Annotated in this window: 20 protein-coding genes; 8 read left to right on the top strand and 12 right to left on the bottom strand. The window is 67.5% G+C overall.

Features of this window, described 5'->3' with window-relative positions; translation table 11 throughout:
- Positions 1-99: 99 nt before the first annotated feature.
- From ABUE11_RS09625 to ABUE11_RS09605, 5 genes are all read right to left on the bottom strand, one after another.
- On the bottom strand, positions 100-1,758 hold the full coding sequence (locus ABUE11_RS09625) for a FadD3 family acyl-CoA ligase (RefSeq protein ID WP_367065177.1): 1,659 nt from the start codon (positions 1,756-1,758) through the stop codon (positions 100-102).
- Positions 1,759-1,771: 13 nt separating this feature from the next.
- Entirely contained in the window at positions 1,772-2,821 is a 1,050-nt protein-coding gene (locus ABUE11_RS09620) for a ferredoxin--NADP reductase (RefSeq protein ID WP_367065176.1), read from the bottom strand.
- 3 nt (positions 2,822-2,824) lie between these two features.
- Positions 2,825-3,583 (bottom strand): SDR family oxidoreductase, encoded by a 759-nt coding sequence (locus ABUE11_RS09615; protein ID WP_367065175.1) that lies wholly within the window; start codon positions 3,581-3,583, stop codon positions 2,825-2,827.
- Between the two features lie 27 nt (positions 3,584-3,610).
- The gene (locus ABUE11_RS09610; RefSeq protein ID WP_367065174.1) at positions 3,611-5,359 is read right to left on the bottom strand and encodes an FAD-binding protein; all 1,749 of its coding nucleotides are present in this window, start codon (positions 5,357-5,359) and stop codon (positions 3,611-3,613) included.
- A gap of 169 nt (positions 5,360-5,528) precedes the next feature.
- On the bottom strand, positions 5,529-6,725 hold the full coding sequence (locus ABUE11_RS09605; protein ID WP_367065173.1) for an acyl-CoA dehydrogenase family protein: 1,197 nt from the start codon (positions 6,723-6,725) through the stop codon (positions 5,529-5,531).
- 208 nt (positions 6,726-6,933) lie between these two features.
- On the opposite strand from ABUE11_RS09605, the gene ABUE11_RS09600 reads away from it, so the two are divergent.
- Genes ABUE11_RS09600 through dmpG form a run of 5 tightly spaced genes read left to right on the top strand, consistent with a single transcriptional unit; the run spans position 6,934 to position 11,553 of the window.
- Complete coding sequence (locus ABUE11_RS09600; RefSeq protein WP_367065172.1) at positions 6,934-7,920, top strand: flavin reductase; 987 nt, start codon at positions 6,934-6,936, stop codon at positions 7,918-7,920.
- Between the two features lie 34 nt (positions 7,921-7,954).
- Positions 7,955-8,794: an alpha/beta hydrolase gene (locus ABUE11_RS09595; RefSeq protein ID WP_367065171.1), complete on the top strand. Its 840-nt coding sequence runs from the start codon at positions 7,955-7,957 to the stop codon at positions 8,792-8,794.
- 4 nt (positions 8,795-8,798) lie between these two features.
- Positions 8,799-9,587: a fumarylacetoacetate hydrolase family protein gene (locus tag ABUE11_RS09590; RefSeq protein ID WP_367065170.1), complete on the top strand. Its 789-nt coding sequence runs from the start codon at positions 8,799-8,801 to the stop codon at positions 9,585-9,587.
- Between the two features lie 16 nt (positions 9,588-9,603).
- Complete coding sequence (locus ABUE11_RS09585) at positions 9,604-10,512, top strand: acetaldehyde dehydrogenase (acetylating) (protein WP_367065169.1); 909 nt, start codon at positions 9,604-9,606, stop codon at positions 10,510-10,512.
- Between the two features lie 15 nt (positions 10,513-10,527).
- Complete coding sequence (gene dmpG, locus ABUE11_RS09580; protein WP_367065168.1) at positions 10,528-11,553, top strand: 4-hydroxy-2-oxovalerate aldolase; 1,026 nt, start codon at positions 10,528-10,530, stop codon at positions 11,551-11,553.
- Positions 11,554-11,802: 249 nt separating this feature from the next.
- On the opposite strand, the gene ABUE11_RS09575 is transcribed toward dmpG, so the two are convergent.
- From ABUE11_RS09575 to ABUE11_RS09545, 7 genes are all read right to left on the bottom strand, one after another.
- Positions 11,803-12,954 carry an MFS transporter gene (locus ABUE11_RS09575; RefSeq protein WP_367065167.1) on the bottom strand — a complete coding sequence of 384 codons (1,152 nt, stop codon included), beginning with the start codon at positions 12,952-12,954 and terminating at the stop codon, positions 11,803-11,805.
- A 172-nt stretch (positions 12,955-13,126) separates the two neighbouring features.
- Entirely contained in the window at positions 13,127-14,071 is a 945-nt protein-coding gene (locus tag ABUE11_RS09570) for an OB-fold domain-containing protein (protein WP_367065166.1), read from the bottom strand.
- Positions 14,072-14,073: 2 nt separating this feature from the next.
- The gene (locus ABUE11_RS09565) at positions 14,074-15,288 is read right to left on the bottom strand and encodes a thiolase family protein (protein WP_367065165.1); all 1,215 of its coding nucleotides are present in this window, start codon (positions 15,286-15,288) and stop codon (positions 14,074-14,076) included.
- An 84-nt stretch (positions 15,289-15,372) separates the two neighbouring features.
- Positions 15,373-16,136, bottom strand: a protein-coding gene (locus ABUE11_RS09560) for an IS5 family transposase (RefSeq protein WP_367065164.1) whose coding sequence is annotated in 2 segments (ribosomal slippage) — positions 15,373-15,821 and positions 15,821-16,136 — 765 coding nt in all. Because the reading frame shifts where the segments join, the coding sequence is not laid out codon by codon here.
- Positions 16,137-16,262: 126 nt separating this feature from the next.
- Entirely contained in the window at positions 16,263-16,430 is a 168-nt protein-coding gene (locus ABUE11_RS09555; RefSeq protein ID WP_367065163.1) for a hypothetical protein, read from the bottom strand.
- A gap of 11 nt (positions 16,431-16,441) precedes the next feature.
- A complete protein-coding gene (locus ABUE11_RS09550; RefSeq protein WP_367065162.1) occupies positions 16,442-17,206 on the bottom strand; it encodes a glucose 1-dehydrogenase in 765 nt (254 codons plus the stop codon).
- Positions 17,207-17,240: 34 nt separating this feature from the next.
- Positions 17,241-18,668 (bottom strand): coniferyl aldehyde dehydrogenase, encoded by a 1,428-nt coding sequence (locus ABUE11_RS09545; RefSeq protein WP_367065161.1) that lies wholly within the window; start codon positions 18,666-18,668, stop codon positions 17,241-17,243.
- Positions 18,669-18,778: 110 nt separating this feature from the next.
- On the opposite strand from ABUE11_RS09545, the gene ABUE11_RS09540 reads away from it, so the two are divergent.
- From ABUE11_RS09540 to ABUE11_RS09530, 3 genes are all read left to right on the top strand, one after another.
- Positions 18,779-20,110, top strand: coding sequence for an MFS transporter (locus ABUE11_RS09540; protein WP_367065160.1), 1,332 nt, complete (start codon positions 18,779-18,781; stop codon positions 20,108-20,110).
- A gap of 17 nt (positions 20,111-20,127) precedes the next feature.
- On the top strand, positions 20,128-20,997 hold the full coding sequence (locus tag ABUE11_RS09535) for an SDR family oxidoreductase (protein ID WP_367065159.1): 870 nt from the start codon (positions 20,128-20,130) through the stop codon (positions 20,995-20,997).
- 67 nt (positions 20,998-21,064) lie between these two features.
- Positions 21,065-22,165 carry a Rieske 2Fe-2S domain-containing protein gene (locus ABUE11_RS09530; protein ID WP_367065158.1) on the top strand — a complete coding sequence of 367 codons (1,101 nt, stop codon included), beginning with the start codon at positions 21,065-21,067 and terminating at the stop codon, positions 22,163-22,165.
- The last annotated feature ends 249 nt before the right edge of the window (positions 22,166-22,414 follow it).

The raw sequence follows: 22,414 nt of genomic DNA, 5'->3' as shown, positions 1-22,414 counted from the left end.
GTGTCTCGCCTGCCCGTGCTGTGGATGCTATTGATTGAATAGCTGTCTACGCTTGACTGGCGGGTGCTGGAGGCTGTTTTGGCTTGAAGTTTTCCAGGCCTACGCGGTCTGGCTGGTCTGGCATTGCGCGCGTGCCTGCTGCTGCAGCTCGCGCTTGACCACCTTGTTCGAGGCGTTGACCGGGAACTGCGAAAAGCTCAGCACATGGCGCGGGACCTTGTAGTTGGCCATGTGGGCGCGCGCCCAGGCGATCAGGGCCTGCGGGTCCATGGGCTGGCCGCTGCGCGTGATGACGCAGGCGCAGCCGACCTCGCCCATGCGCTCGTCGGGCACGCCGACCACGGCCACCTGGGCGATGTCGGGGTGGGCCGAGAGCAGGCGCTCTATCTCCGCCGGGTAGCAGTTGAAGCCGCCGACGATGAACATGTCCTTGAGCCGGTCGGTGATGCGCAGGTAGCCGCGCGCGTCCAGCACGCCCACGTCGCCCGTGTGCAGCCAGCCGTCCGCGTCTATGGCCTCGCGCGTGGCGGCCTCGTCCTCGAAGTAGCCCTGCATCACGTGGTAGCCGCGCAGCAGCACCTCACCGGCCTCGCCCGCGGGTACGTCGCGGCCCTGGTCGTCGACGCAGCGCACCTCGGTGCCGGGCAGGGCGTGGCCACAGGTGCTGGCCACGGTCTCGGCGCTGTCGCTGGGCTCGCACAGCGTGGCGCAGCCGCCGCATTCCGTGAGGCCGTAGGCGGTGGTGACGTTGGCGATGCCGAGCTCGCCGCGCATGCGCTCGATGAGCACGGGCGGCACGGTGGCCGCGCCCGTGACCGAGGAGCGCAGCGAGGACAGGTCGTAGCTCTTGAGCTGGGGGTGGGCCAGCATGGTCAGGAACAGCGTGGGCGGGCCGGGCAGAAAGCTGATGCGGTCGCGCGCGATGCGGCCGAGCACGGCGTCGGCGTCGAACACCTGCTCGGGGTAGACCGTGGCGCCGCGCACAAAGGCCGCGACCCAGCCTGCCTTGTAGCCAAAGGTGTGAAAGAACGGGTTGACGATGAGGTAGCGATCGTCCTCACCGAGCTCGACCACGCGCGACCATTCGTCGAACGCGCGGATGGTGGGCCCATGCGCGGCCATCACGCCCTTGGGGCGGCCCGTCGTGCCCGAGGTGAACATCAGGTCGGCCGTGCTTTGCGGCGTCAGGGCCGCCTCGCGTGCCTGCACGGCGTCGGCGGGCACATCCCGGCCGAGCGCGAGGAAGTCCGCCCAGGCGTGGTCACCCGGGCCGCTGACGCCCGCGCGCGTCGTGCCGCGCAGCACCACCACATGGGCCAGGGTCGCGGGCCGGCAGTTCTGCAGCAGGGCGGGGTAGTACTGGTTCAGGAAGTCGCCGATGGAGAACAGCAGGCGCGCGCCGCTGCGCTCGAGGATGTCGGCGGCCTCCGCCCCCTTCATGCGCGTGTTGAGCGGCACCAGAATGGCGCCCGCCGCATGCACGCCGCAGGCCGCGACGATCCACTCGTGCAGGTTGGGCGCCCACAGCGCCACGCGGTCGCCGGCTGCAATGCCCAGGGCGATGAGGCTGCGCGCGACCTGCTCGCTGGCCTGCAGCAGCTGGGCATAGCTCAGCGTGGTGTCGCCATCGACGATGGCGGCCTTGGCGCCATGCTGCGCCGCGGCGCGGCGGATCAGCGCCGGCAGGTGCGGCGGCAGGTGGGCGGGATGGGGTTCGGGCCGGTAGGAGGACGGGCGTAGGGTGGCGGGCGCGGACATGGGGCTTGGGGGATTATTCGGGGAACTGGATACGCAGCTTCTTGCTGGTGGGCACGGACTGGCAGGCCAGGGTCCAGGCCTTGGCCAGGTCCTTCTTGTCCAGGGCCTCGTTGTGGCGCAGGTGCACGCTGCCCTCCTTGACCTGGCACATGCATGAGGCACACATGCCGGCCTGGCAGGAATAGGGCGCGTTGATGCCGGCGCGCAGCGCGGCGTCGAGCAGGGTCTCGGTGCCGGCGCAGCGCAGGTGGTAGGTCTGGCCATCGAGGCGCAGCTCGACCTCGGCCTCGTCCACCGCGTCGGGTACGGGCGCGGCGGCAGGTGCCGGTGCGCCGGCGTCGGCCTCCTCGGGCAGGGAGGCAAAGCGCTCCACGTGGATGCGCTCCTGCGGCATCTCCACGGCCTGCAGCGCGGCCACGGCGGCGTCCATATAGGGGCCGGGGCCGCAGATGAAGGCCTGTGCGCCGCGGCTGTGGCGCGCGAGCTCGGCCAGCTGCGCCACCGAGGGCACGCCCTGCACCGAGTCGAGCCAGTGGATCACGGTCAGGCGCGTGGGGTAGGCCGCGGCCAGGGCGTTGAGCTCGTTCTTGAAAATCACCGAGCGCTCATCGCGGTTGGCGTAGAGCAGCGTGATGCGTCCGCTGCCGCCCTGCAGCGCGCTGCGCAGGATGGAGAACACCGGCGTGATGCCGCTGCCACCGGCGAGCAGCAGAAAGTCGCCGTCGAGTGCCTTGGGCGTGAACACGCCCGCAGGGGGCATGACCTCGATGCTGTCGCCCACGCGCACGTTGTCGCAGACCCAGTTGGAACCGCGCCCGTCCTGCACGCGCTTGATGGTCACACGCGGCGCCTCGTCCACCCCCGGCGCGCTGGACATGGAGTAGCAGCGCGGCAGCCAGTGTCCGCCCACGGGCAGGCGCAGCGTGAGGAACTGGCCCGGCCTGTAGCGGAAGGCCTGCGCGAGCTCGGGCGGCACGGCAAACACCAGGGATTTGGTATCCGGCGTTTCCTCCACCACGGCCTGCACCGTGAGGGCGTGATAGCGCGAGGGGGTGGTGGTCATGATTCAGAGTCCCATGCCGAGGATGGCGCTGTCGGCGCGGATCTCGGCGCCGTTGATGGCGCTGGCCGCGTCGCTGGCGAGGAACACCATGACCTGCGCGATCTTGTCGGGCATGGTGGCGCGGCCCTTGGGGTTGTTCTTGGGGTCGTACAGCAGGAACTTGGCAGGCACGCCCGGGGCGCTGGCCTGCATCATCGGGGTGTAGATGCCGTCCGGGTGCACCGAGTTGATGCGGATCGCCAGGCCATGGTTCCGGCAATACAGCGCCGTGCCACGCGTGATCGAGGCCACGGCGGCCTTGGAGGCGCTGTAGGCGAGGTAGTTCTCGACCGGAAGCCACGACGAGACCGAGGCCATGTTGACGATGCTGCCCCCGCGCTCCTTCATCGCCGCCACGCCGTAGTGGCAGCCGAGGAACACCGAGGCCGCGTTGACCTGCATGAGCTGCTGGAACTGCGCCAGCGTCGCCGTCTCCACATTGCCGGGGATCAGGATGCCGGCGTTGTTCACCAATATGTCGAGCGCGCCAAAGCGCTGCTGGGCGAGCGCGACGGCGGCCTGCCAGTCGGCCTCCTGCGTCACGTCGTGGCGCACGAAGACGGCGCGCTCGCCGCACTCCGCGGCCAGCGCCTGGCCCGCGGCCTCGTTCACGTCGCTGATGACCACGCGCGCGCCCTCACGCACCATGAGCAGCACCACTTCACGACCCACGCCGCTGGCACCACCGGTGACCAGGGCGACCTTGTTCTCAACTTGTCCCATGTGATATGTCCTTGTGGTCGAATGTGTTCATGCCGGCTCCGCGAGCGCAGCGCGTTCGAGCAGCTCGGTGTGCTCCAGCGCAATCGGCTGGCCCGTGATGTGGGCGACGGCGCGGAAGGCAAAGGTCATGGACGGGCCCAGGGTCGAGCCCGCGCCGGGGTAGGACGGCCCCATGACCGAGGCGCTGTTGTTGCCCACGCAGTACAGGCCCGCTATGGGCTGGCCGTCCTCGCCGAGCACGCGCGCGTCGCGGTCGGTGAGCAGGCCGCCCTTGGTGCCGATGTCGCCGGGGTAGAGCCGCATGGCGTAGAACGGACCCTTCTCGATGGGCGCGAGGTTGGGGTTGGGCTTGACGTTGACGTCGCCGTAGTAGCGGTCGAACACGTTGTCGCCACGGCCAAAATCCAGGTCCTTGCCGGTCTTGGCGAACTCGGTCATGCGTTGGGCACTGGCCACCAGGCCCTGGGGGTCGACGCCGATCTGCCGCGCCAGGTCTTCGAGGGTGTCGGCCTTCCAGTACACGGTGTTCAGCCAGCTCTTGCGCAGCTTGCTGTCGGGCACGGCCATGCCGGGCATGATGGGGCCGATGGGGTAGTTGGCGCGGAAGGTGGCGTCGAACACGATCCAGGCCGGCACGGCTCCGCCGGTCTTGGCGTGGTTGGCGTACATGGCCTGCTGGAACTCGGGGTAGGGGCCCGACTCGTTCAGAAAGCGCTCGCCGCGCGCGTTCACCACCATGCAGCCCGGCATGGAGCGCTCGACGAACATGGCGCGGTGCTTTTCCTCGTTGGGCACGAAGATGGTGGGCGCGCCCCAGGTGTGGGCCATGAGGTGCAGCGCGCCGCCCACGGCGGCACCGGCGCGGATGGCGTCGCCGGTATTGCCCTCGGGCGGGGTGGCCACCCAGGCCTGGTTGGTCGGCTGGGGCAGGTATTGCTCGCGCATCTGCTGGTTGCGCTCGAAGCCGCCCGCGCCCAGCACGACGGCGCGGCGCGCGGTCACCGTGACGTCCTGGCCATTGCGGCGCACCACCACGCCGGTCACGCGTCCGTCCTTCTCGGTCAGCGACTGCAGGGGGGACTCCAGCCACAGCGTGATGCCGCGCTTGCGCAGCGCCGTGAACAGGCCGCCCACGAGCGCCTGGCCGCCGGTCAGGCGCCTGTCACGCTTGGTCTTGCTGCGCCAGGGGTAGTCGAGGAAGTAGCGCGCCATCATCCACATCAGCACAAACTTGGCCTTGCGCTCGCGCGCCAGCATGGTGCGCGCCTCGAAGGCGTTGATGTGCATGCGGCCCAGGATCAGCTGGCCCGGGCTGGTGGGGCGCAGCAGCTCCAGGTCCTTCACGCCGAGCTGGGCGGCATTGAAGTCCAGCGGGTCCATGGTGCGCCCGCCGGGCATGGCGCCCTCGAGCGTGGGGTAGTAGTCGGCGTAGGAGGGCACGCAGCGGTAGGGCACGCCGATCTCGCCCAGGTAGCGCGCCATGTGGCGCGCCGTCTCCACATAGGCCAGGATGCGGTCGTCGCTCGCCAGGCCGCGCGCGCAGGTCTTCACGTACTTGAACGCCGCCTGCACGCTGTCGCGCAGGCCGGCCTTCGGCATGTCGTGGTTGTCGGGAATCCAGATGCCGCCACCGCTGATGGCCGAGGTGCCGCCCACCAGGGGCATTTTTTCCACCACCAGGGTTTTCAGCCCCTGGTCCGTCGCGCGGATCGCGGCCAGCAGCGCACCGGCGCCCGAGCCGACCACGACGACGTCATATTCGTTCTGTTCCACCATGTCTCCTTGCGTTGGTTCTCTTGGGGCAGGTTCCCCAACTCCCTCTCCCCGCGGGGGAGAGGGCGGGGGTGAGGGGCGTTTGCACGTGGCTTGGCTCCGGTCCAGCACCCTCACCCCGACCCTCTCCCGCTTGCGGGAGAGGGAGGTATTGCCAGCGGCGTGTCCGGGCTCAGATATACGGATCCGAATTGGGCAGGCCCAGCATCACCGCGCCATGGGCGCGCACATAGGCGTCGGTGTTGTTGGCGATATGGCCGCGGCCGGTGGCGATGTCGCGCAGCACGCGCTCGATCGGGTTGGTCTTGAAGGTGCCGGATGCGGCGCAGGCGCGCAGCAGCTCGTTGACGCAGTCGAACGTGACCTTGGGCACGCTGGCGGCCTGGGCGCGCTGCAGCAGACGCTCTTCCACGGGCATCTTCTCGCCCGTCTTGGCGCAGTGCACGATGCGCGCGTAGTTGCGAAACAGCACCAGCTTGAGCTGATCGCTGGCCATCATGGCCTCGGTCACGGCCTGCTGGGCGTTCACGTCCTCGGCCATCTTGATGCCATGCTTGCCGATGTGCGCGAGCGAGCGCTGGCGGAAGCTCTCGATCGCGCCGTCGAGCGCGCCTATGCACGAGGATGACACTGCGCGCTGGAACACCTGGGTGAACGGAATGCGGTAGAGCCAGCCGGGGTTGGTCTCGCGGCCGGGGCAGCCGGCGTCGCTGTGGTCGTTGGTGCGCTGGGTGCGGTATTCGGGAACGAACACGTCCTCGACCACGATGTCGTGGCTACCCGTGCCGCGCAGGCCGATCACGTCCCAGTTTTGCTCGATGCGGTAGTCCGACTTCGGCACCAGGAAGGTGGTGTGCTCGAGCTGGCCCGAGCCATCCTTCTTGGGCAGCAGGCCGCCCAGGAAGACCCAGTCGCAATGCTCGGAGCCCGTGGAAAAGCCCCAGCGGCCGCTGAAGCGGTAGCCGCCCTCGACGGGCGTGGCCTTGCCCGTGGGCATGTAGGTGGAGGCAATGCGCGTGCCCGTGTCCTTGGCCCAGACGTCCTGCTGGGCCTGCTCGGGGAACAGCGCCAGCTGCCAGGGGTGAACGCCCAGCACGCCATACATCCAGGCGGTGGACATGCAGCCCTCGGCCAGTGTCATCTGGATGGTGTAGAAGACGCGCGGGTCGAGCTCGTAGCCGCCGAAGCGCTTGGCCTGCAGCACGCGGTACAGCCCGGCGTCGGCGATCGCCTTGATGGTCTCGGGCAGCACGCGGCCGTCGCGGTCGGCGGCGTAGGCGCGCTCGGCCAGCATGGGCACGAGCGCGCGGGCGCGGTCGATCAGGGTCAGTGCGTCATGGGTCAGGTAGTCGTCTTGGGCGTTGCTCATGCGGATGTCTCCAGGTGGGTGGTGCCACGGCAACCCAGCATTGCCATGGTGTGCCCGCATCGTCCGCGCATGGCGGGCTTTGTTCATCGTCCGTACGGACTAACGGAAATCACCCCGGAAATCCCGGTTTGCCGCGGCTAGTCCAAGTGGAGGATTCGCGCGCTTGCCATAGGGCGCATGCTGCGTTGGCATTGGTCAAGGAGCGCATATGGAAACAGCACAGAAATTCGACCCCAGGGACTTTCGCCAGGCGCTGGGCATGTTTGCCACCGGCGTCACCATCGTCACCACGCGCGCTGCCGACGGATCGCCCGTGGGCGTGACCGCCAACAGTTTCAACTCCGTCTCCATCGACCCGCCGCTGGTGCTCTGGAGCCTGGCCAAGAACGCGCGCAGCCGGGATGCCTTCACCACCGGGCAGCACTGGAACGTGCACATCCTGTCGCAGGAGCAGGAGGCGCTGTCCAACCTGTTTGCACGCGCGGGCGAGGACAAATTTGGCCAGCAGCAGCTCGAACAGGGTGTGAGCGACGCCCCCCTGCTGCCCGACTGCAGCGCGCGCTTTCAGTGCAAGACCATGTTCCAGTACGACGGGGGTGACCACATCATCTTCGTGGGCGAGGTGCTGCAGTACGACCGCAGCCAGCGCCCGCCGCTGCTCTACGTCACGGGCCAGTATGCGCTGGCCTCGCGCAAGGCGCAGGCCGTCTCCACCGAGGCGCAGGCCGACACGGCCGCCAGCCTGTATTCGGAGAACCTGCTCGGCTATCTGCTGGGTCGCGCGCATTACCAGTTCCTGGGCGGCATCCGCGCGCTGCTCAACGAGCGCGGCCTGTCCGATGCGGACTTTTTCGTGCTCTCGCTCCTGAGCGTGCGCGACGCCATGGCGGGTGCCGACATTGCCGAGCACATTGCCTACACCGGCATCGATGTGGGCGCCGTACTGCTGCAGCAGCTGTGCGACCGCGATTTGCTTCAAAAAGACGAGCATGCAGCGTATACCCTGACTGCGTCAGGCCGCGATTCGATACTGCATGTAATCGCCGCTGCCAAGGCCGAGGAGGCCGATGTGCTGGAGCAGCTCGGAGAGGCAGAGGCGGCGCTGCTGCGCAACCTGCTCAAGCAGTTCATCCGTGCCACCGATCCCGGCCTGCCCAAGCTGTGGACGGCCTCCGCCCCATCCTCTTCCTCCTGATGTATTGCAACCCCTTCCCCGACCAAGGATTCCCATGACACAGAACAGCCCCATCCCCGTCGGCAAGTTTGCCGAGATCGCCCCCGTCGCCGGCAGCGCCCAGACCATCCACTACCACGACCAGGGCGAGGGCGAGGTCGTGATCTTCCTGCACGGTGCGGGCGGTGGCGCCAGCGGCTACAGCAACTTCAAGGGCAACTACCCGGTGTTCGCCGAGGCGGGCTACCGCAGCATCGTGCCCGACCTGCTGGGCTATGGCCTGTCGAGCAAGCCCGACATCGCGCAGTACGACCTGGATTTCTTCGTCGCGGGCGTCAAGGGCCTGGTCGATGCCCTGGGCCTCAAGAACATCACGCTGCTGGGCAATTCGCTCGGTGGCGCCGTGGCCCTCGGCTATGCGCTGGCCTATCCCGACGAGGTCAAGCGCCTGATCCTCATGGCCCCGGGCGGCGTGGAAGACCTGGAGACGTATCTCGCCATGCCCGGCATCGCCAACATGTTCAAGATCTACCAGTCGGGCAAGACCGGCCCCGAGGCCATGCGTGACGTGATGAGCATGCAGCTCTACGACCCCTCGCTGCTGACCGAGGAGATCATCAACGAGCGCGCCCCGATTGCCGCGACGCAGACCCAGGCCGCGCGCTCCATCCTCAAGGTGCCCAACATGACGGCTCGCCTGCACGAGCTCAAATGCCCGGTGTTCGGCTTCTGGGGCGTGAACGACCAGTTCAACCCCGTGAGCGGCACGAACAAGCTCGTGGAGAACTGCCCCCAGGCGCGCATGGTGCTCCTCAACCGCTGCGGCCACTGGGTGCAGGTGGAGCACCGCGACATGTTCAACCGCGCCTGTATCGACTTCTTGAAGAACGGCTGAGCCCATGACCACGACATTGACCGAACAACTGGGCGACGCGCTGTACGAGGCACTGCGCGCACGCCGCACGCTGGCGCCCTTGAGCGACCAGCATGATCTGACCGTGGAGGACGCCTACCGCATCTCGCTGCGCTTTCTGGCGCGGCGCGAGCAGGACGGCGAGCGCGTCATCGGCAAGAAGATAGGCGTGACCTCCAAGCCCGTGCAGGACATGCTGGGCGTGCACCAGCCGGACTTTGGCTTCCTCACCGACCGCATGCAGTACGAGGATGGCGCCAGCGTGTCGCTGTCCGCGGCCGGCCTGATCCAGCCGCGCGCCGAGGGCGAGATCGCCTTCATGCTCAAAAGCGACCTCCAGGGCCCGGGCGTGACGCGCGACGACGTCATGGCCGCCACGGCCTGGGTCGCGCCCTGCTTCGAGATCGTCGATTCGCGCATCAACGACTGGAAGATCAAGATCCAGGACACCGTGGCCGACAACGCCTCCTGCGGCGTCTTCGTCGTGGGCCGCCAGCACACCGACCCGCGCAGCCTGGACCTGGCCGCCGCCTCCATGCAGATGTGGAAGAACGGCGCGCCCGCGGGCAGCGGCCTGGGCAGCGCCGTGCAGGGCCATCCGGCCGAGGCCGTGGCTTGGCTGGCCAACACCCTGGGGGCCTTCGGCATCCCGTTCAAGGCGGGCGAGCTGATCCTGTCGGGCTCGCTCGCGCCGCTCGTGCCCGCGCAGGCGGGTGACCGCTTCACCATGGCCATAGAGGGCCTGGGCGAATGCTCCATCGCCTTCACCGAATGACACAGAAAGGAAATTCATGACCCGCAAGATCAAATGCGCCCTGATAGGCCCGGGCAACATCGGCACCGACCTGCTGGCCAAGCTGCAGAGAAGCCCCGTGCTCGAGCCCGTATGGATGGTGGGCATAGACCCCGAGTCGGATGGCTTGAAGCGCGCGCGCGAGATGGGCATCAAGACCACGCATGAAGGCGTGGACGGCCTCGTGCCCCACATGAAGGCGGACGGCGTGCAAATCGTCTTCGACGCCACCAGCGCCTACGTGCACGCCGAGAACTCGCGCAAGGTCAACGAACAGGGCGCGATGATGATCGACCTCACGCCCGCGGCCATCGGCCCCTACTGCGTGCCGCCGGTGAACCTGCCCGAACATGTGGGCCGGCGCGAGATGAACGTCAACATGGTCACCTGCGGCGGCCAGGCCACCATCCCTATGGTGGCGGCCGTCTCGCGCGTGCAGGCCGTCTCCTACGCCGAAATCGTCGCCACGGTATCGAGCCGCTCGGCCGGCCCCGGCACCAGGAAGAACATCGACGAATTCACCCGCACCACGGCCGGCGCCATCGAGCGCGTGGGCGGCGCCAAAAAGGGCAAGGCCATCATCATCATCAACCCGGCCGAGCCCCCGCTCATCATGCGCGACACCGTGCACTGCCTGGTCGAGGGCGAGCCCGACCAGGCCGCCATCACCGAGAGCATTCACGCCATGCTGCGTGAGGTGCAGAAATACGTGCCCGGCTACAAACTCGTCAACGGCCCGGTGTTCGACGGCCAGCGCGTCAGCGTGTACCTGGAGGTCGAAGGCCTGGGCGACTACCTGCCCAAGTACGCCGGCAACCTGGACATCATGACGGCCGCCGCCGCCCGCACCGCCGAGATGTTTGCCGAGGAAATCCTCGCCGGCAAGCTCACCCTGCAAGCCGCCTGAGCAAGGACACACACCATGACAAAGACAATCACCCTGCACGACATGACGCTGCGCGACGGCATGCACCCCAAGCGCCACCTCATGACGCTCGAGCAAATGAAGTCCGTGGCCCAGGGCCTCGACCAAGCGGGCATGCCGCTGATCGAGGTCACCCACGGCGACGGCCTGGGCGGCAGCTCGGTCAACTACGGCTTTCCGGCCCACAGCGACGAGGAATACCTGGGCGCCGTGATTCCGCTGATGAAGCAGGCCAAGGTCTCGGCCCTGCTGCTGCCGGGCATAGGCACCGTGGATCACCTCAAGATGGCCCACGAGCTCGGCGTCGCCACCATCCGCGTGGCCACGCACTGCACCGAGGCGGACGTCTCCGAGCAGCACATCACCATGGCCCGCAAGCTGAACATGGACACCGTCGGCTTCCTCATGATGGCGCACATGAACAACGCCGAGGGCCTGGTGAAACAGGCCAAGCTGATGGAAGGCTACGGCGCCAACTGCATCTACGTCACCGACTCGGCCGGCTACCTGCTGCCCGACCAGGTCAAGGAGCGCATCGCCGCCGTGCGTGCAGCGCTCAAGCCCGAGACGGAGCTGGGCTTTCATGGCCACCACAACCTGGCCATGGGCGTGGCCAACAGCGTGGCGGCGATTGAGGCCGGCGCCAACCGCATCGACGCCGCGGCCGCGGGCCTGGGCGCGGGCGCGGGCAACACGCCCATGGAGGTGCTGGTGGCCGTGCTCGACCGCATGGGCATTCAAACCGGCGTGGATGTCTGGAAGATCCAGGACGTGGCCGAGGACCTGGTGGTGCCGCTGATGGACTTCCCGATTCGCATCGACCGCGACGCGCTCACCCTGGGCTACGCCGGGGTGTACGGCAGCTTCCTGCTGTTTGCCAAGCGCGCCGAGAAGAAGTACGGCGTGCCCGCGCGCGAGCTGCTGCTGGAGCTGGGCCGGCGCGGCATGGTCGGCGGCCAGGAGGACATGATCGAGGACACGGCCATCACCATGGCGCGTGCGCGTGGGCTGAACGTCGCCTGACGTCGGCCTTGCTCCCCAGAGGCGCCGGGGTGGCTTGCTGCCCCGGCGCTTTTTTTTTGTTGTGGTGAGACGGGGTGTTGGATGCCGCCCGTCACCCTGGTTGTGCATCAGGCCGCAAAACCAGAACCGTCACCCCGGCGAAGGCCGGGGTCCAGGGGCAGGCCCGCGCTGCACATGGGAAGCGACACTACAAAACTGATAGCTGTCTGCGCTTGCCAGTCATGCGCAAACCCCGAAAATCGCTTGAACTCACGCCATCTGCGGCCGGCGCATGGGCCGCAGCCAGCGCACCGCGACGGGCACGCAGGATGACAACAGGGCCAGCACCAGCACCTGGCCGTAGGCGCCATCGGCGCCCATGAGCCTGCCGGCCAGGCCGGGACCTACCATGGAGCCCAGGGCAAAGGCCGCGGGCACCAGCACCACGGCGCGGCCGCTGGCGTCGCTGCGGGCGATGTGGGCGGTCTGCAGCACGCAGCCGCAGGTGAAGGCAAATTCCCACAGCCAGGCACCGGCCGCATAGGGCACAAAGCCCTGGGCCGTGGCCAGCAGGGCCAGGCCCCCCGCCAGGCCGGCCAGCGTCAGCGCCCAGGCGGTGCCCGCCGCCACGCGCGCGCCCAGCGCGGCGACGAAGAAGGCCGCCACGCTGCCCAGGAGCTTGAGCACGGCGAACACCAGGCCCATCTCGCCCGCGCCCACCTTGAGTGCCACGCCGATGCGCTCCAGGAATGCCCACAGGCCGATGTTGCCGACCAGGAACAGCCAGAACACGGCCAGCGCCGCCCAGGCGGCCGCGGGCATGCGGCCGGTCGGCGTGTCGGCGTCGTTCTGGCCCTGGGCGCCGCGCGGCACGCCCCATGCCGACAGGCCCAGCACGGCCACCAGGGCCGCCAGCGCCCAGGCCGCGCCGGGGTAGTGAAACCGCGCGATGACCAGCGGCGGCAGCGCAAACAGCGCGGCCGCGGTGACGGAGAGCTCCACCCCCTGGCGCACGCCGAAGGCGCGCTCCTTGTGCGGCAGATCGACGAGCACGCGCATCCCCAGGCAGGTCATGGTGGAGGCAAAAAAGCCTATGGCCGCCCAGACCACATACATGAGATGGAGCGCCTGCACCTGCGCGCTCAGCGCAAAGCAGGTGGCCGTGGCGGCGGCGCTCAGCGCTGTGAGCCAGCGCCAGTTGAGCCGGTTCATCCATATGGGTGCGCCCAGCGTGCCCATCAAGTAACCGGCAAAGCAGACCGAGCCGAGCAGGCCCACGTCTGCGGGCGCGAGGTGAAAGCTGTCGGCGAGGCTGCCCAGCAGCACCGGCAGGGTGTTGAACGGCAGGCCACCGATGGTGGAGGCCAGGCTGGCCGCGAGCATGAGCGTGACCAGGGAGCGTTGGGTGGAGGATGTGCTCATGCGGTGAGGGCTTTCTCTTGGCTCAAAGGGGGTCGTCATCCCCGCGAAGGCGGGGATCCAGGTGTTGCCCGGCCCATGGCGGCAGTGGATCCCCGCCTTCGCGGGGATGACGCGGGGGCGGGGATGACGCAGTGGGGGGCTGACGGACGGCGAGCGCGGCTTGCGCCTGCTCTTACATGTAGAGCATGACCAGGTCGTTGATGACCGAGGGCCTGTCCTGGCCGACGACGTGGATGTTGATCTCCATGGTCACCTGCGTGCCGCTCTTGACCTGCTCCACGGCCTTGATGCGGTAGCGCGCGCGGATGCGGCAGCCGGACGGAACGGGCGACGGAAAGCGCAGCCGGTCCGAGCCGTAGTTGACCATGTTGTTGAAGCCCGTGACCTCGAACGCCATGGGGAGCTTGAGGCGGCTGATCAGCACCTGCACCAGCGCGCCATGAGCGATGGTGGTGCCGAAGGGGCTTTCGCGCCGTGCGCGCTCGGGGTCGGTGTGTATCCAGTAGTCGTCGCCCGAGAGCTGCGCGAACTGGTCGATGAGCTCCTGTGTCACGGTGATCTCGTTGGACCAGTCGGAATAGCTCTCCGACACCAGGGCGCGCATGGCGTCCAGGTCCTTGCAGTCGATCTTCGGCAGGTTCTGTGCGGGCGCTGCCGGTGCGGCGGGCTCGGCATCCTGGGCTGCGTCGCCCTTGATGACGTCGGGGTGCTTGGACTCCACGGGCGCAAAGCGCAGCAGCGTGGCGTCGCCGGGGCGCTCGTCGAACACCGGGCGCAGGCGCTGGCCCACGCGCAGCTGCTCGGGCGCGGCACCGACCAGCGTGGTGTTGATGTGCACGCCCTCGTCGAGCTCGACCACGGCCAGGAGCTGCGGCATCTCGTCCGTGAACTCGGGCAGCGTGGGCACGCGTGCCACGGTGTAGCTGTAGAGCTGGCCCTGGCCGCTGACCTTGCGCCACGCCAGCTGGCGCGAGCCGCAATGCGGGCAATGCGTGCGCGGGAAGAACAGCCAGTGGCCCTGGTCGCATTGCTGCAGCCGCACCTCGTGCGCCTGCAGGCCGGCCCAGTAGGGGGCGGAGATTTCGGTGGGGTGGGGCAGGGGTTTGTTCCAGGCCATGTTCATGCTCCCTTCAGAATCAATGCGCCTTGTTCGCTCATCACGCCGCCCGTGCCCGAGACATAGGCCAGGTCGTGGCGCGCGAGCTGGCGTGCACCCGCGCGGCCCTGGATCTGCTGCATGGCCTCGATCACCTGGGTCATGCCGCCGGCGCTGCCGGTCTGGCCAAAGCTCAGCTGGCCGCCATGCGTGTTCATGGGGAAGTTGCCCTTGAAGGTGAAGTCGTGCTCGCGCACAAAGTCCAGGCCCTTGCCCTTTTCGGCAAAGCCTGCGTCCTCCAGGGTCAGCAGCACGGTGATGGTGTAGCAGTCGTAGATCTGCGCCATGTGCATGTCGCGCGGCGTGTAGCCGGCCATGGAAAAGGCCTTGCGCGAGGCCGGGCCGATCGGCGTGGCCAGCATGTCGGGCGCGTAGGTGGGCGACTTGGTCTGGATATGCTCGCCGCAGCCCACGATCTGCACCGGGCGGTGCCTGCAGGCCTTGGCCTTGTCTGCGCGCGTGACAACCATGGCGCCGCCGCCGGCCACGGGCATGACGATCTCCAGCATGCGCAGCGGCTCGGCCACCATGCGGGACTGCAGCACATCGTCCACGGTGATGGGCTGGCCGTAGAACATGGCGTCGGGGTTGTGGCAGGCGTTGAAGCGCTGGTCCACGGCGATGCGCGCCAGCGCCGCGGCGTCGTAGCCGTGGATGGCGGCGTAGCGCTGGGCGATCATGGCGTAGCCTGTGTTCTGCGCCATGTGGCCGTAGGGCAGGTCCATCTCGGCCTCGGGCGCGCCAAAGCGTGTGCTGTGGCCGCCAAAGCGCGAGGCCTTCATGACCTCAGCCATGTGGTCGTCATGCGCGGACATGGGCGTCATGCGCGCCGGGATCACGCAGACCACGGTGTCGCACAGGCCAAGCTCGATGGCCGCAGCCGCGCGCCAGACCATGCCCACCGAGCTCGCGCCCCCTAAGTCCACGACCTCGGCAAAGTTCAGGCGCACGCCCAGGTATTCGCCGGCCATGGCGGGCACGAAGCTGCTCGCCTCGTGGAAATGCGGGCCGGTGGTGATCAGGCCGTCCACGTCGGCGAGCGACAGGCCGGCGTCTTCGAGCGCCTGCAACGCCAGGTCGGCCACCTGCTCGAGGTGGAACATGCGCGGGGCCGTGCCGTACTTTTCGGGTTTGTATTGCGCGGCGCCCACCAGCGCCGCCTTGCCTTGGAGTCCCATGCGAAATCCTCTGTGTGTGGATAGTCGATGGGCATTGTCAGCAAGGATGGGGGCGTGCCCATCGTCAAAGTGGACTAGGGCCTGTTAACACATCCGAAGCCCATCAGCGACGAGTACAAAGCTGATGAAGCCGAGGAACATGATGTCGAGTTTCTCGAACCGCGTGAAGATGCGCCGGAAGCCCTTGAGGCGGCGGAATAGACGCTCAACCTCGTTGCGGCGCTTGTACATCTCGCGGTCGTACTCCCAAGGCTCGACGCGGGTACGCAGCGGTGGCACGACGGGGATGTAGCCCAAATCGAGCGCCAACTGGCGCGTCTCGTTGCCCTCGTAGGCCTTGTCCATGAGCAGGTGCAGCGGCCGGTTCGGGGCGCCCAGGCTGGCGAGCAGTTCGCGCCCTTGTGGGGCATCGCCGGCCTGGCCCGGCGACAGTGAGAACGTTATGGCCGTTCGAGCATCCGCGGCAACCATATGAATCTTGGTTGTCCATCCACCTCGAGACTTGCCGATGGATTGGGGGCCGTTTTTTTTAGCGCGCCCGTGCCGTCTGGGTGCACCTTGATGCTTGTGGAGTCCAGTGACACCGCCTCGATCTTGATGCGCACAACCTGAGCCTTCTGCAGTTCCTCGAACATTCTGTCGAGGACCCCAGCCTTGGTCCAGCGGTTCATGCGCGTGTAGATCGTGTGCCAGTTACCGAAGCGCTTGGGCAGTCCACGCCACTTGCAGCCATGCTCGGCTACGTAGAGGATGGCGTTGACGACCTGCAAGTTGCTCAGGCTGACGTTTCCTCGCTGCGTGGGAAGGCAGTGCTCGATCTTGGCGAATTGTTCTGGCGTTATCTCCATGGCTGCCAGTCTGTGCCATGGCGGGCGCAAAAACAATTAGTGTTAACACGCCCTAGAGGGCCCAAAAGAAAAGCGGCGGCATGAATGCCGCCGCGATGAGTGGGCCCGGAGGGGCTTGGTGGGCGCCTACCAGCGCAGCTCGCTGACGGCCCAGCGCGCGGTCTGGGAGCGGTCGCCTTCCTTTGTCTGTGCCGACACGGCCTCGCCACCGGCAAGGTAGCTGTACAGCCGCTCGCCTGTGGTGCCAAGCCAGGACACCAGCGCAACCAGGGCAATGATTTTGGTGATCAACATGGCCATGCCTCCTAGAAGTTGGGCGCTTCCACGCCGCCGTCCACACCCAGAATCTTTCCCGTGATCCAGCTCGCTGCCGGCGATGCCAGGAACAGAGCCGCAGCCGCGATGTCCTCAGCCTGACCCAGCCGCGCCAGCGGTGTGGTGCTGATCATGCGCTCCTTGCGCTCCGGTGTCAAAAACGGCGCCAGTGCGTCGGTCATGATGGTGCCGGGTTCGATGGCGTTGATGCGCACATGCGGGCCGAAGTCCTGCGCCAGGTTGCGCGTGAGTTGGTTGAGCGCCGCCTTGGCCGCGCCGTAGACGCTGAAGTGCTTTTGCGCGTAGCGCGCCGCCACAGAGCTGATGTTGACCACGGCGCCGCCGCCTGCGTCACGCATGGCGGGCACGCATTTCTGGATCATCAGGTAGGCAGGCGTCACGTTCCACACCAGTGCCGCGCTGAATTCGGCGCCGCCCATCTTCATGGGATGGTTGGGGCCGCTGCCGCCCGCGTTGTTGATGAGGATGTTGACCTTGCCGAGCTCGGACACCGTTCGGCTCACCAGGCGGTCCATGGTGGCCTCGTCGCTGATGTCGCCGGCCACCGTGATGGCGCGCCGGCCCAGGGCGGTGATCTCCTGCGCCACGGCGTCAAGGTCTGCCTGGGTGCGCGCGGCCAGGGCGACGTCGGCGCCCGCCTGTGCCAGCGTCAGCGCGCAGGCCTTGCCAATGCCTTTGCCGGCGCCCGTGACGATGGCCACCTGGCCCGCGAGAGAGAACAAGGGATGTGCCATAGGTATTGCTTTCGTGGGTTGTGTGGGACGGTTGTCAGGGGGTCAGCGCGGCGCGCAGCATCTGCTCGAACTGCGGCTGGTAGGGTGGCAACATGCCCCACTCGCGGCGCGGGTCGTGTGCGCCCGCGCTGTACACCGCGCGCTGGTGGCTGAACTCCAGAAAGCCCTCGCGTCCGTGGTAATGGCCCATGCCCGAGGCGCCCACGCCGCCAAACGGTGCGTCGTGCAGTGCCGGGTGCATGGCCACGTCGTTGATCGATACTCCGCCCGAGAGCGTGTGGTCCAGCACCCATTGCTGTTCGGCCGCGTCCTGGCCGAAGTAGTAGAGCGCGAGCGGTCGTTCGCCCTGGTTGATCTCGTGCACCGCATCGGCCATCTGCTCGAAGGTGCGCAGCACCATGGCCGGGCCGAAGATCTCGTGGCGTGCGATCTCGCTGTCGGCGGCGGGGTTGATCACCAGGCGCAGCGGCATCTTGCGCCGGGCCGCACCCTCGGCGCTGGGCCAGTCACCCGCCATGACCACGCGTGCGCCGCGCGCGCCGGCGTCGGCCACGTAGGACTCGACGCGGGCAAAGTGATGGGCGTTGACGACGGGTGTCACGTCGGCATTCGTCGCCAGGTCGGGGTAGAGGCCGCTGTAGACCTCCTGCAGCGCGGCGATCAGGGGTTCGAGCTGCGTGCGGTGCACCCACACCGTGTCGGGCGAGACGCACAGCTGGCCCGAGTTCTGGCTCTTGCCGACGGCGATGCGCTCTGCGGCGTTGCGGATGTCGGCGCTCTGGCCGATGAGCACGGGCGACTTGCCGCCGAGCTCCAGGGTCACGGGCACGAGGTTCTTGGCGGCCGCCTCCATGACCTTCTTGCCGACGGTGGTGGAGCCGGTGAACACCAGGTGGTTCCAGGGCTGGGCGGAGAAGTCGGCGGCCACGGCCGCGTCGCCCGTGACCACGGCCACCACGGTGGGGTCCAGGCAGTCGCGCGCGGCGGCGGCCAGCACCTCGGCGGTGCTGGGGGCCACCTCCGAGGGCTTGAGCACCGCGCGGTTGCCCGCGGCCAGCACACTGGCCAGGGGCGAGAGCAGTGTGAACAGCGGCGCGTTCCAGGTGCCGACGATGCCGACCACGCCCTTGGGCTGATAGCGCACCCAGGCGGTGGCGCCGAAGTTGTCGAACGGGGCGACGCTGGGGCGGGCGTCGTCGCCCATCCAGCCCTCCAGGTGGTCGCGCGCGTGCTTGAGCGAGGCCAAAGAGCCAAGGATGTCGTTGCTCAGGGTAAATACCGGGGGGCGGCCACCAAAATCCTCGCCAATGGCGGCGCACAGGGCATCCGTGTGCTTGAGCAGCATGTCGATCACGGCTTGCAGGCGCTCGCGGCGCACGCTGGCAGGCACCGGGCCCTCGGCACGGAACGCGGCCTGCTGGGCGGCCAGATGCCGTGCAGCGGGGGAGGGAGGAGTGGTCATCGGGAATGTCTCCGTGTGTTGGTATGGGCGCCACGGTAACGGACAGCCGGGGTGCTCCCATCGTCCAAAAAGACGATGCCAGGGAAGATCCCTATCCGGACCATTGCGCCATGCCTGCTTCCTCCACACCTGCCGTGACCTGGCGCGCGCACCTGAGTCTGCTGCTCCTGGCCTTGGTCTACATTTTTTCCTTCATTGACCGGCAGGTCATCGCCGTGCTGATCGAGCCGATCAAGCATGAGTTCGGCGCCAGCGACACGCAGATGGGCCTGCTCAGCGGCCTGGCCTTTGGCCTGCTGTATGCGGTGCTCGGCGTACCCGTGGGCAAGCTCGCGGACAGGTACAACCGGCGCAACATCGTCGCCATCTGCTGCGGCCTGTGGAGCCTGGCGACGCTGGCCTGCGGCGTGGCGGCGCAGTTCTGGCAGCTGCTGCTGGCGCGCATGTCGGTGGCCGTGGGTGAGGCCGGGGGCATGGCGCCGTCGATCTCGGTGGTGTCCGACCTGTATCCCAAGGAGCGGCGCTCGCTCGCCATCAGCCTGTTCATGATGGGCCCGCACTTTGGTGTGCTCATCGGCCTGGCGCTCGGCGCCTGGATTGCCCAGCACTACGGCTGGCGTCATACCTTTGCGGCCTTTGGCATACCGGGCATGGTGCTGGCGCTTCTGGTGTGGCTCCTGGTGATCGAGCCGCGCCGTGGTGCGTTCGAAACCGAGTCGGCGCAGCCTGTGGCGCCGGTGCGCGAGTCGCTGGCCCAGCAGGTGGGGCGGCTGCTGAAGATGGCTGCCTTTCGCCGTCTGGCATTGGCCTGCGGCCTGGCCGGCCTGGCAGGCTATGGCTATGGCGTGTGGATACCGAGCTTTCTCGTGCGCACCCATGGCCTGACGTTGGCCCAGGCGGGCCTGCTGTTTGGTGTGGCCAGCGGTGTGGGTGCGGTGCTCGGGTCGCTGTTTGCGGGCTGGTTGTGCGACCTGTTGGTGCGCCGCAGCGAGCGCTGGCAGATCGGCCTGCCGGCACTGGGCATGCTGCTGGCCGTGCCCTGCGCGCTGGGTTTCATCCTCTGGCCCGAGGGTGGGTACTGGATGCTGGGCAGCCTGCGCGTGCCGCACGCCATGGTGTTCGCTCCCATCTTTGCGTTTTTTGCCAGCTGGTGGCCCTCGCTGTCCTACAGCGCCATCAGCCAGATGGTGGGCGCCGGTGAGCGCGCTGTGGCCGTGGCGCTGCTGAATTTCTTCATCACCCTGTTTGGCAGCGGCTTTGGTCCGCTCGTGACGGGCGTGCTCAGCGATCTGCTGCTGCCCAGTCTGGGCGACAGCGCCCTGCGCTGGGCCCTGGTGTGTCTGATGAGCCTGATGCTGCCCGGTGCCCTGTGGGCATGGGGTGCGATGAGGCCGTATATCGAGAGGCGCGCGGCCCTGGCGGCGCAGCCCATGGTGGCATGAGCGAGAGATACCCATACATGACTGAAACAATGCAGCAACCCGTGGTCTTGATCACCGGCGCCAGCCGGGGCATTGGTGCGGCGACGGCCGTAGCGTTTGGCCGGGCGGGCTGGCGCGTGGCCATTACGGCGCGCACGCAGACGGAGGGCCAGCAGCTCGACCATCAGCTGCGCCGGCCGGACGGGGCCTTGCTCGGCGGCAGTCTGGCCACCACGGCCCAGGCCGTGCAGGCGGTGGGGGCGCAGGTCTTCGCGCATGCCATGGACCTGATGGACAGCGCCTCACTCGACCGCGCGCTCGATGCCGTGCTTGCGCACTACGGGCGCATCGACCTGCTGATCAACAACGCCGTCTACCAGGACCGCGAGATGAACGCGCTGCTGCTTGACCTCGAAGACGACATGCTCGAGCGCACGCTTCAGGGCAATGTGCTGGCGCCGTTCCACCTCACGCGCCGGCTGCTGCCGCGCATGCTGGCCCAGGGTGGGGGGCAGGTCATCAACGTCTGTTCGGGTGCGGGTCAGTACGACCCACCGCTGCCTGCCGACCAGGGCGGTTGGGGCTTTGCCTACGGCGCGTCCAAGGCCGGGCTGATCCGTCTGGCGGGCTGTATCAACCGCGAACTGGGCAAGCAGCGCGTGCGTGCCTACAGCGTCAATCCGGGCGTGGTGACCACCGAGGCCGTCACCGCCACGCTGGGCGATGACGGCATGCTGGCCCAGCGCTACGGTGCCGTCACGCCCGAGGCCATTGCCCAGGCCCTGCTCTGGCTGGCCACCGACCCTGGCGCGCCGGCCTATGCCAGGGGCAAGGGCATGCTGGAGTTGCAGCAGATTGCGCGCGAGCAGGGCTTTGCGCCCGTCGCGAGCGTTTCATCGTCCAAATAGGGTATGCGAAGTTCCACTTTGCTGCCGATGATCACCCCACCCACCCATTCACAAGGAGACAGTTGATATGGCCACTACGAAAGACTATCGCCTGGGCGAGTTCACCTTCCCGCGCGGCTGGTTCATGATTGCGGAGTCCACGGAGCTCGACACCTACAAGCCCCTGGCGGTGCGCTTTTTCGGCAAGGACTTTGCGCTGTACCGCGGCCGCGCCTCGGGTCGCGTGATCCTGCTGGATGCCTATTGCCCGCACATGAAGACGCATCTGGCCGCGCCCAATACCACGAGCTATGTGGTGATCGACGGTCAGGGCACGAATATCGACGGCGACGGCCTGCGCTGCCCGTATCACGCCTGGCGCTTCGGCCCCGATGGCAAGTGCGACGACATTCCCTACCACGAGGGCACCATCCCGGCCTCGGCCTGCGTGAAGAGCTGGACCGTGGTGGAGAGCCTGGGCGCGGTCTGGGTCTGGCATGACCCCGAGGGCGGCGAGCCCGAGTGGGATCACCCGAGCCTGCCCGTGTGGAACGATCCGGCCTGGGTTCAACCCAAGTGGGACCACCTGGGCATGCTGAACCAGCACCCGCAGGAGGTCGTGGACAACATCGGCGACTACGGCCACCTGAGCCCCATCCACGGCTCCACCGTCGTGCGCTATGAAAACGAGTTCAAGGGCATCCACGCCATCCAGCGCCAGTGCGGCGGCCACCGCACCCTGGTCAACGAGAGCGGCGTGAGCCCGGACCTGCACACCATCACCTCCTACCATGGACCCGGGTTGCTGATGTCGCATCTGACGGGCATGGAAGAGTCCTACATGCTGATCGCCCACACCCCCGTGGACGATGGCACGATGAAGGTCTGGCATTGCGTCGTGGTCAAGTCACCCAGCGGCTCGGCCGTGGCCACCAAGACCGACCAGATCGCCGCGGCGCAGTTCCAGAATACGGTGCTGCAGTCCTTCCTGCAGGACATGGAGGTGTGGAACCACAAGGCACCCTGCCTGAACGGCCTGTTCATCCCCAGCGACGGCGCCTTCATGAAGGCACGCATCTGGTACAAGCAGTTCTACAACCCGCGCGCCAAGAAGCAGGAATACCTCGACCAGTGCGAGGGCGTGTATGTGCCCAAGGGCGCCACGCCCTATACGCAGACGGCGGATTGATTCGGTTGCGTGAGTTCATTTCCAAGGTTTTGCCGACATGGCCTGTGAGGGCCATGTCGGTTTTTTGTTTGGCGGTTCGAACCGCGTGGGTTCTGACGGCAGATTCCTTTTTGCTCAGCTGGACATGGTGCGAATACGACGGCATGACCAAGCCAACGAAAAACCGCCCGAGGCCTCACCCGGCGTCGGGCGGTTGATTGCGGCACTGGGAGTCTTTATGTCGCTGTCTTGAGCGTGCAGTGACTCGCA

The sequence above is a fragment of the Oryzisolibacter sp. LB2S genome (genome assembly GCF_040732315.1).
In the GTDB taxonomy this organism is placed as follows: domain Bacteria; phylum Pseudomonadota; class Gammaproteobacteria; order Burkholderiales; family Burkholderiaceae_C; genus Alicycliphilus; species Alicycliphilus soli.
This window is presented reverse-complemented; position numbering and strand designations above follow the sequence as displayed.

What these genes read in the sequence shown, in the direction of transcription:
- ABUE11_RS09625 (WP_367065177.1), bottom strand. Translation starts at nt 1,758, where the DNA reads ATGTCCGCGCCCGCCACCCTACGCCCGTCCTCCTACCGGCCCGAACCC.
- ABUE11_RS09620 (WP_367065176.1), bottom strand. Translation starts at nt 2,821, where the DNA reads ATGACCACCACCCCCTCGCGCTATCACGCCCTCACGGTGCAGGCCGTG.
- ABUE11_RS09615 (WP_367065175.1), bottom strand. Translation starts at nt 3,583, where the DNA reads ATGGGACAAGTTGAGAACAAGGTCGCCCTGGTCACCGGTGGTGCCAGC.
- ABUE11_RS09610 (WP_367065174.1), bottom strand. Translation starts at nt 5,359, where the DNA reads ATGGTGGAACAGAACGAATATGACGTCGTCGTGGTCGGCTCGGGCGCC.
- ABUE11_RS09605 (WP_367065173.1), bottom strand. Translation starts at nt 6,725, where the DNA reads ATGAGCAACGCCCAAGACGACTACCTGACCCATGACGCACTGACCCTG.
- ABUE11_RS09600 (WP_367065172.1), top strand. Translation starts at nt 6,934, where the DNA reads ATGGAAACAGCACAGAAATTCGACCCCAGGGACTTTCGCCAGGCGCTG.
- ABUE11_RS09595 (WP_367065171.1), top strand. Translation starts at nt 7,955, where the DNA reads ATGACACAGAACAGCCCCATCCCCGTCGGCAAGTTTGCCGAGATCGCC.
- ABUE11_RS09590 (WP_367065170.1), top strand. Translation starts at nt 8,799, where the DNA reads ATGACCACGACATTGACCGAACAACTGGGCGACGCGCTGTACGAGGCA.
- ABUE11_RS09585 (WP_367065169.1), top strand. Translation starts at nt 9,604, where the DNA reads ATGACCCGCAAGATCAAATGCGCCCTGATAGGCCCGGGCAACATCGGC.
- dmpG (WP_367065168.1), top strand. Translation starts at nt 10,528, where the DNA reads ATGACAAAGACAATCACCCTGCACGACATGACGCTGCGCGACGGCATG.
- ABUE11_RS09575 (WP_367065167.1), bottom strand. Translation starts at nt 12,954, where the DNA reads ATGAGCACATCCTCCACCCAACGCTCCCTGGTCACGCTCATGCTCGCG.
- ABUE11_RS09570 (WP_367065166.1), bottom strand. Translation starts at nt 14,071, where the DNA reads ATGGCCTGGAACAAACCCCTGCCCCACCCCACCGAAATCTCCGCCCCC.
- ABUE11_RS09565 (WP_367065165.1), bottom strand. Translation starts at nt 15,288, where the DNA reads ATGGGACTCCAAGGCAAGGCGGCGCTGGTGGGCGCCGCGCAATACAAA.
- ABUE11_RS09555 (WP_367065163.1), bottom strand. Translation starts at nt 16,430, where the DNA reads ATGTTGATCACCAAAATCATTGCCCTGGTTGCGCTGGTGTCCTGGCTT.
- ABUE11_RS09550 (WP_367065162.1), bottom strand. Translation starts at nt 17,206, where the DNA reads ATGGCACATCCCTTGTTCTCTCTCGCGGGCCAGGTGGCCATCGTCACG.
- ABUE11_RS09545 (WP_367065161.1), bottom strand. Translation starts at nt 18,668, where the DNA reads ATGACCACTCCTCCCTCCCCCGCTGCACGGCATCTGGCCGCCCAGCAG.
- ABUE11_RS09540 (WP_367065160.1), top strand. Translation starts at nt 18,779, where the DNA reads ATGCCTGCTTCCTCCACACCTGCCGTGACCTGGCGCGCGCACCTGAGT.
- ABUE11_RS09535 (WP_367065159.1), top strand. Translation starts at nt 20,128, where the DNA reads ATGACTGAAACAATGCAGCAACCCGTGGTCTTGATCACCGGCGCCAGC.
- ABUE11_RS09530 (WP_367065158.1), top strand. Translation starts at nt 21,065, where the DNA reads ATGGCCACTACGAAAGACTATCGCCTGGGCGAGTTCACCTTCCCGCGC.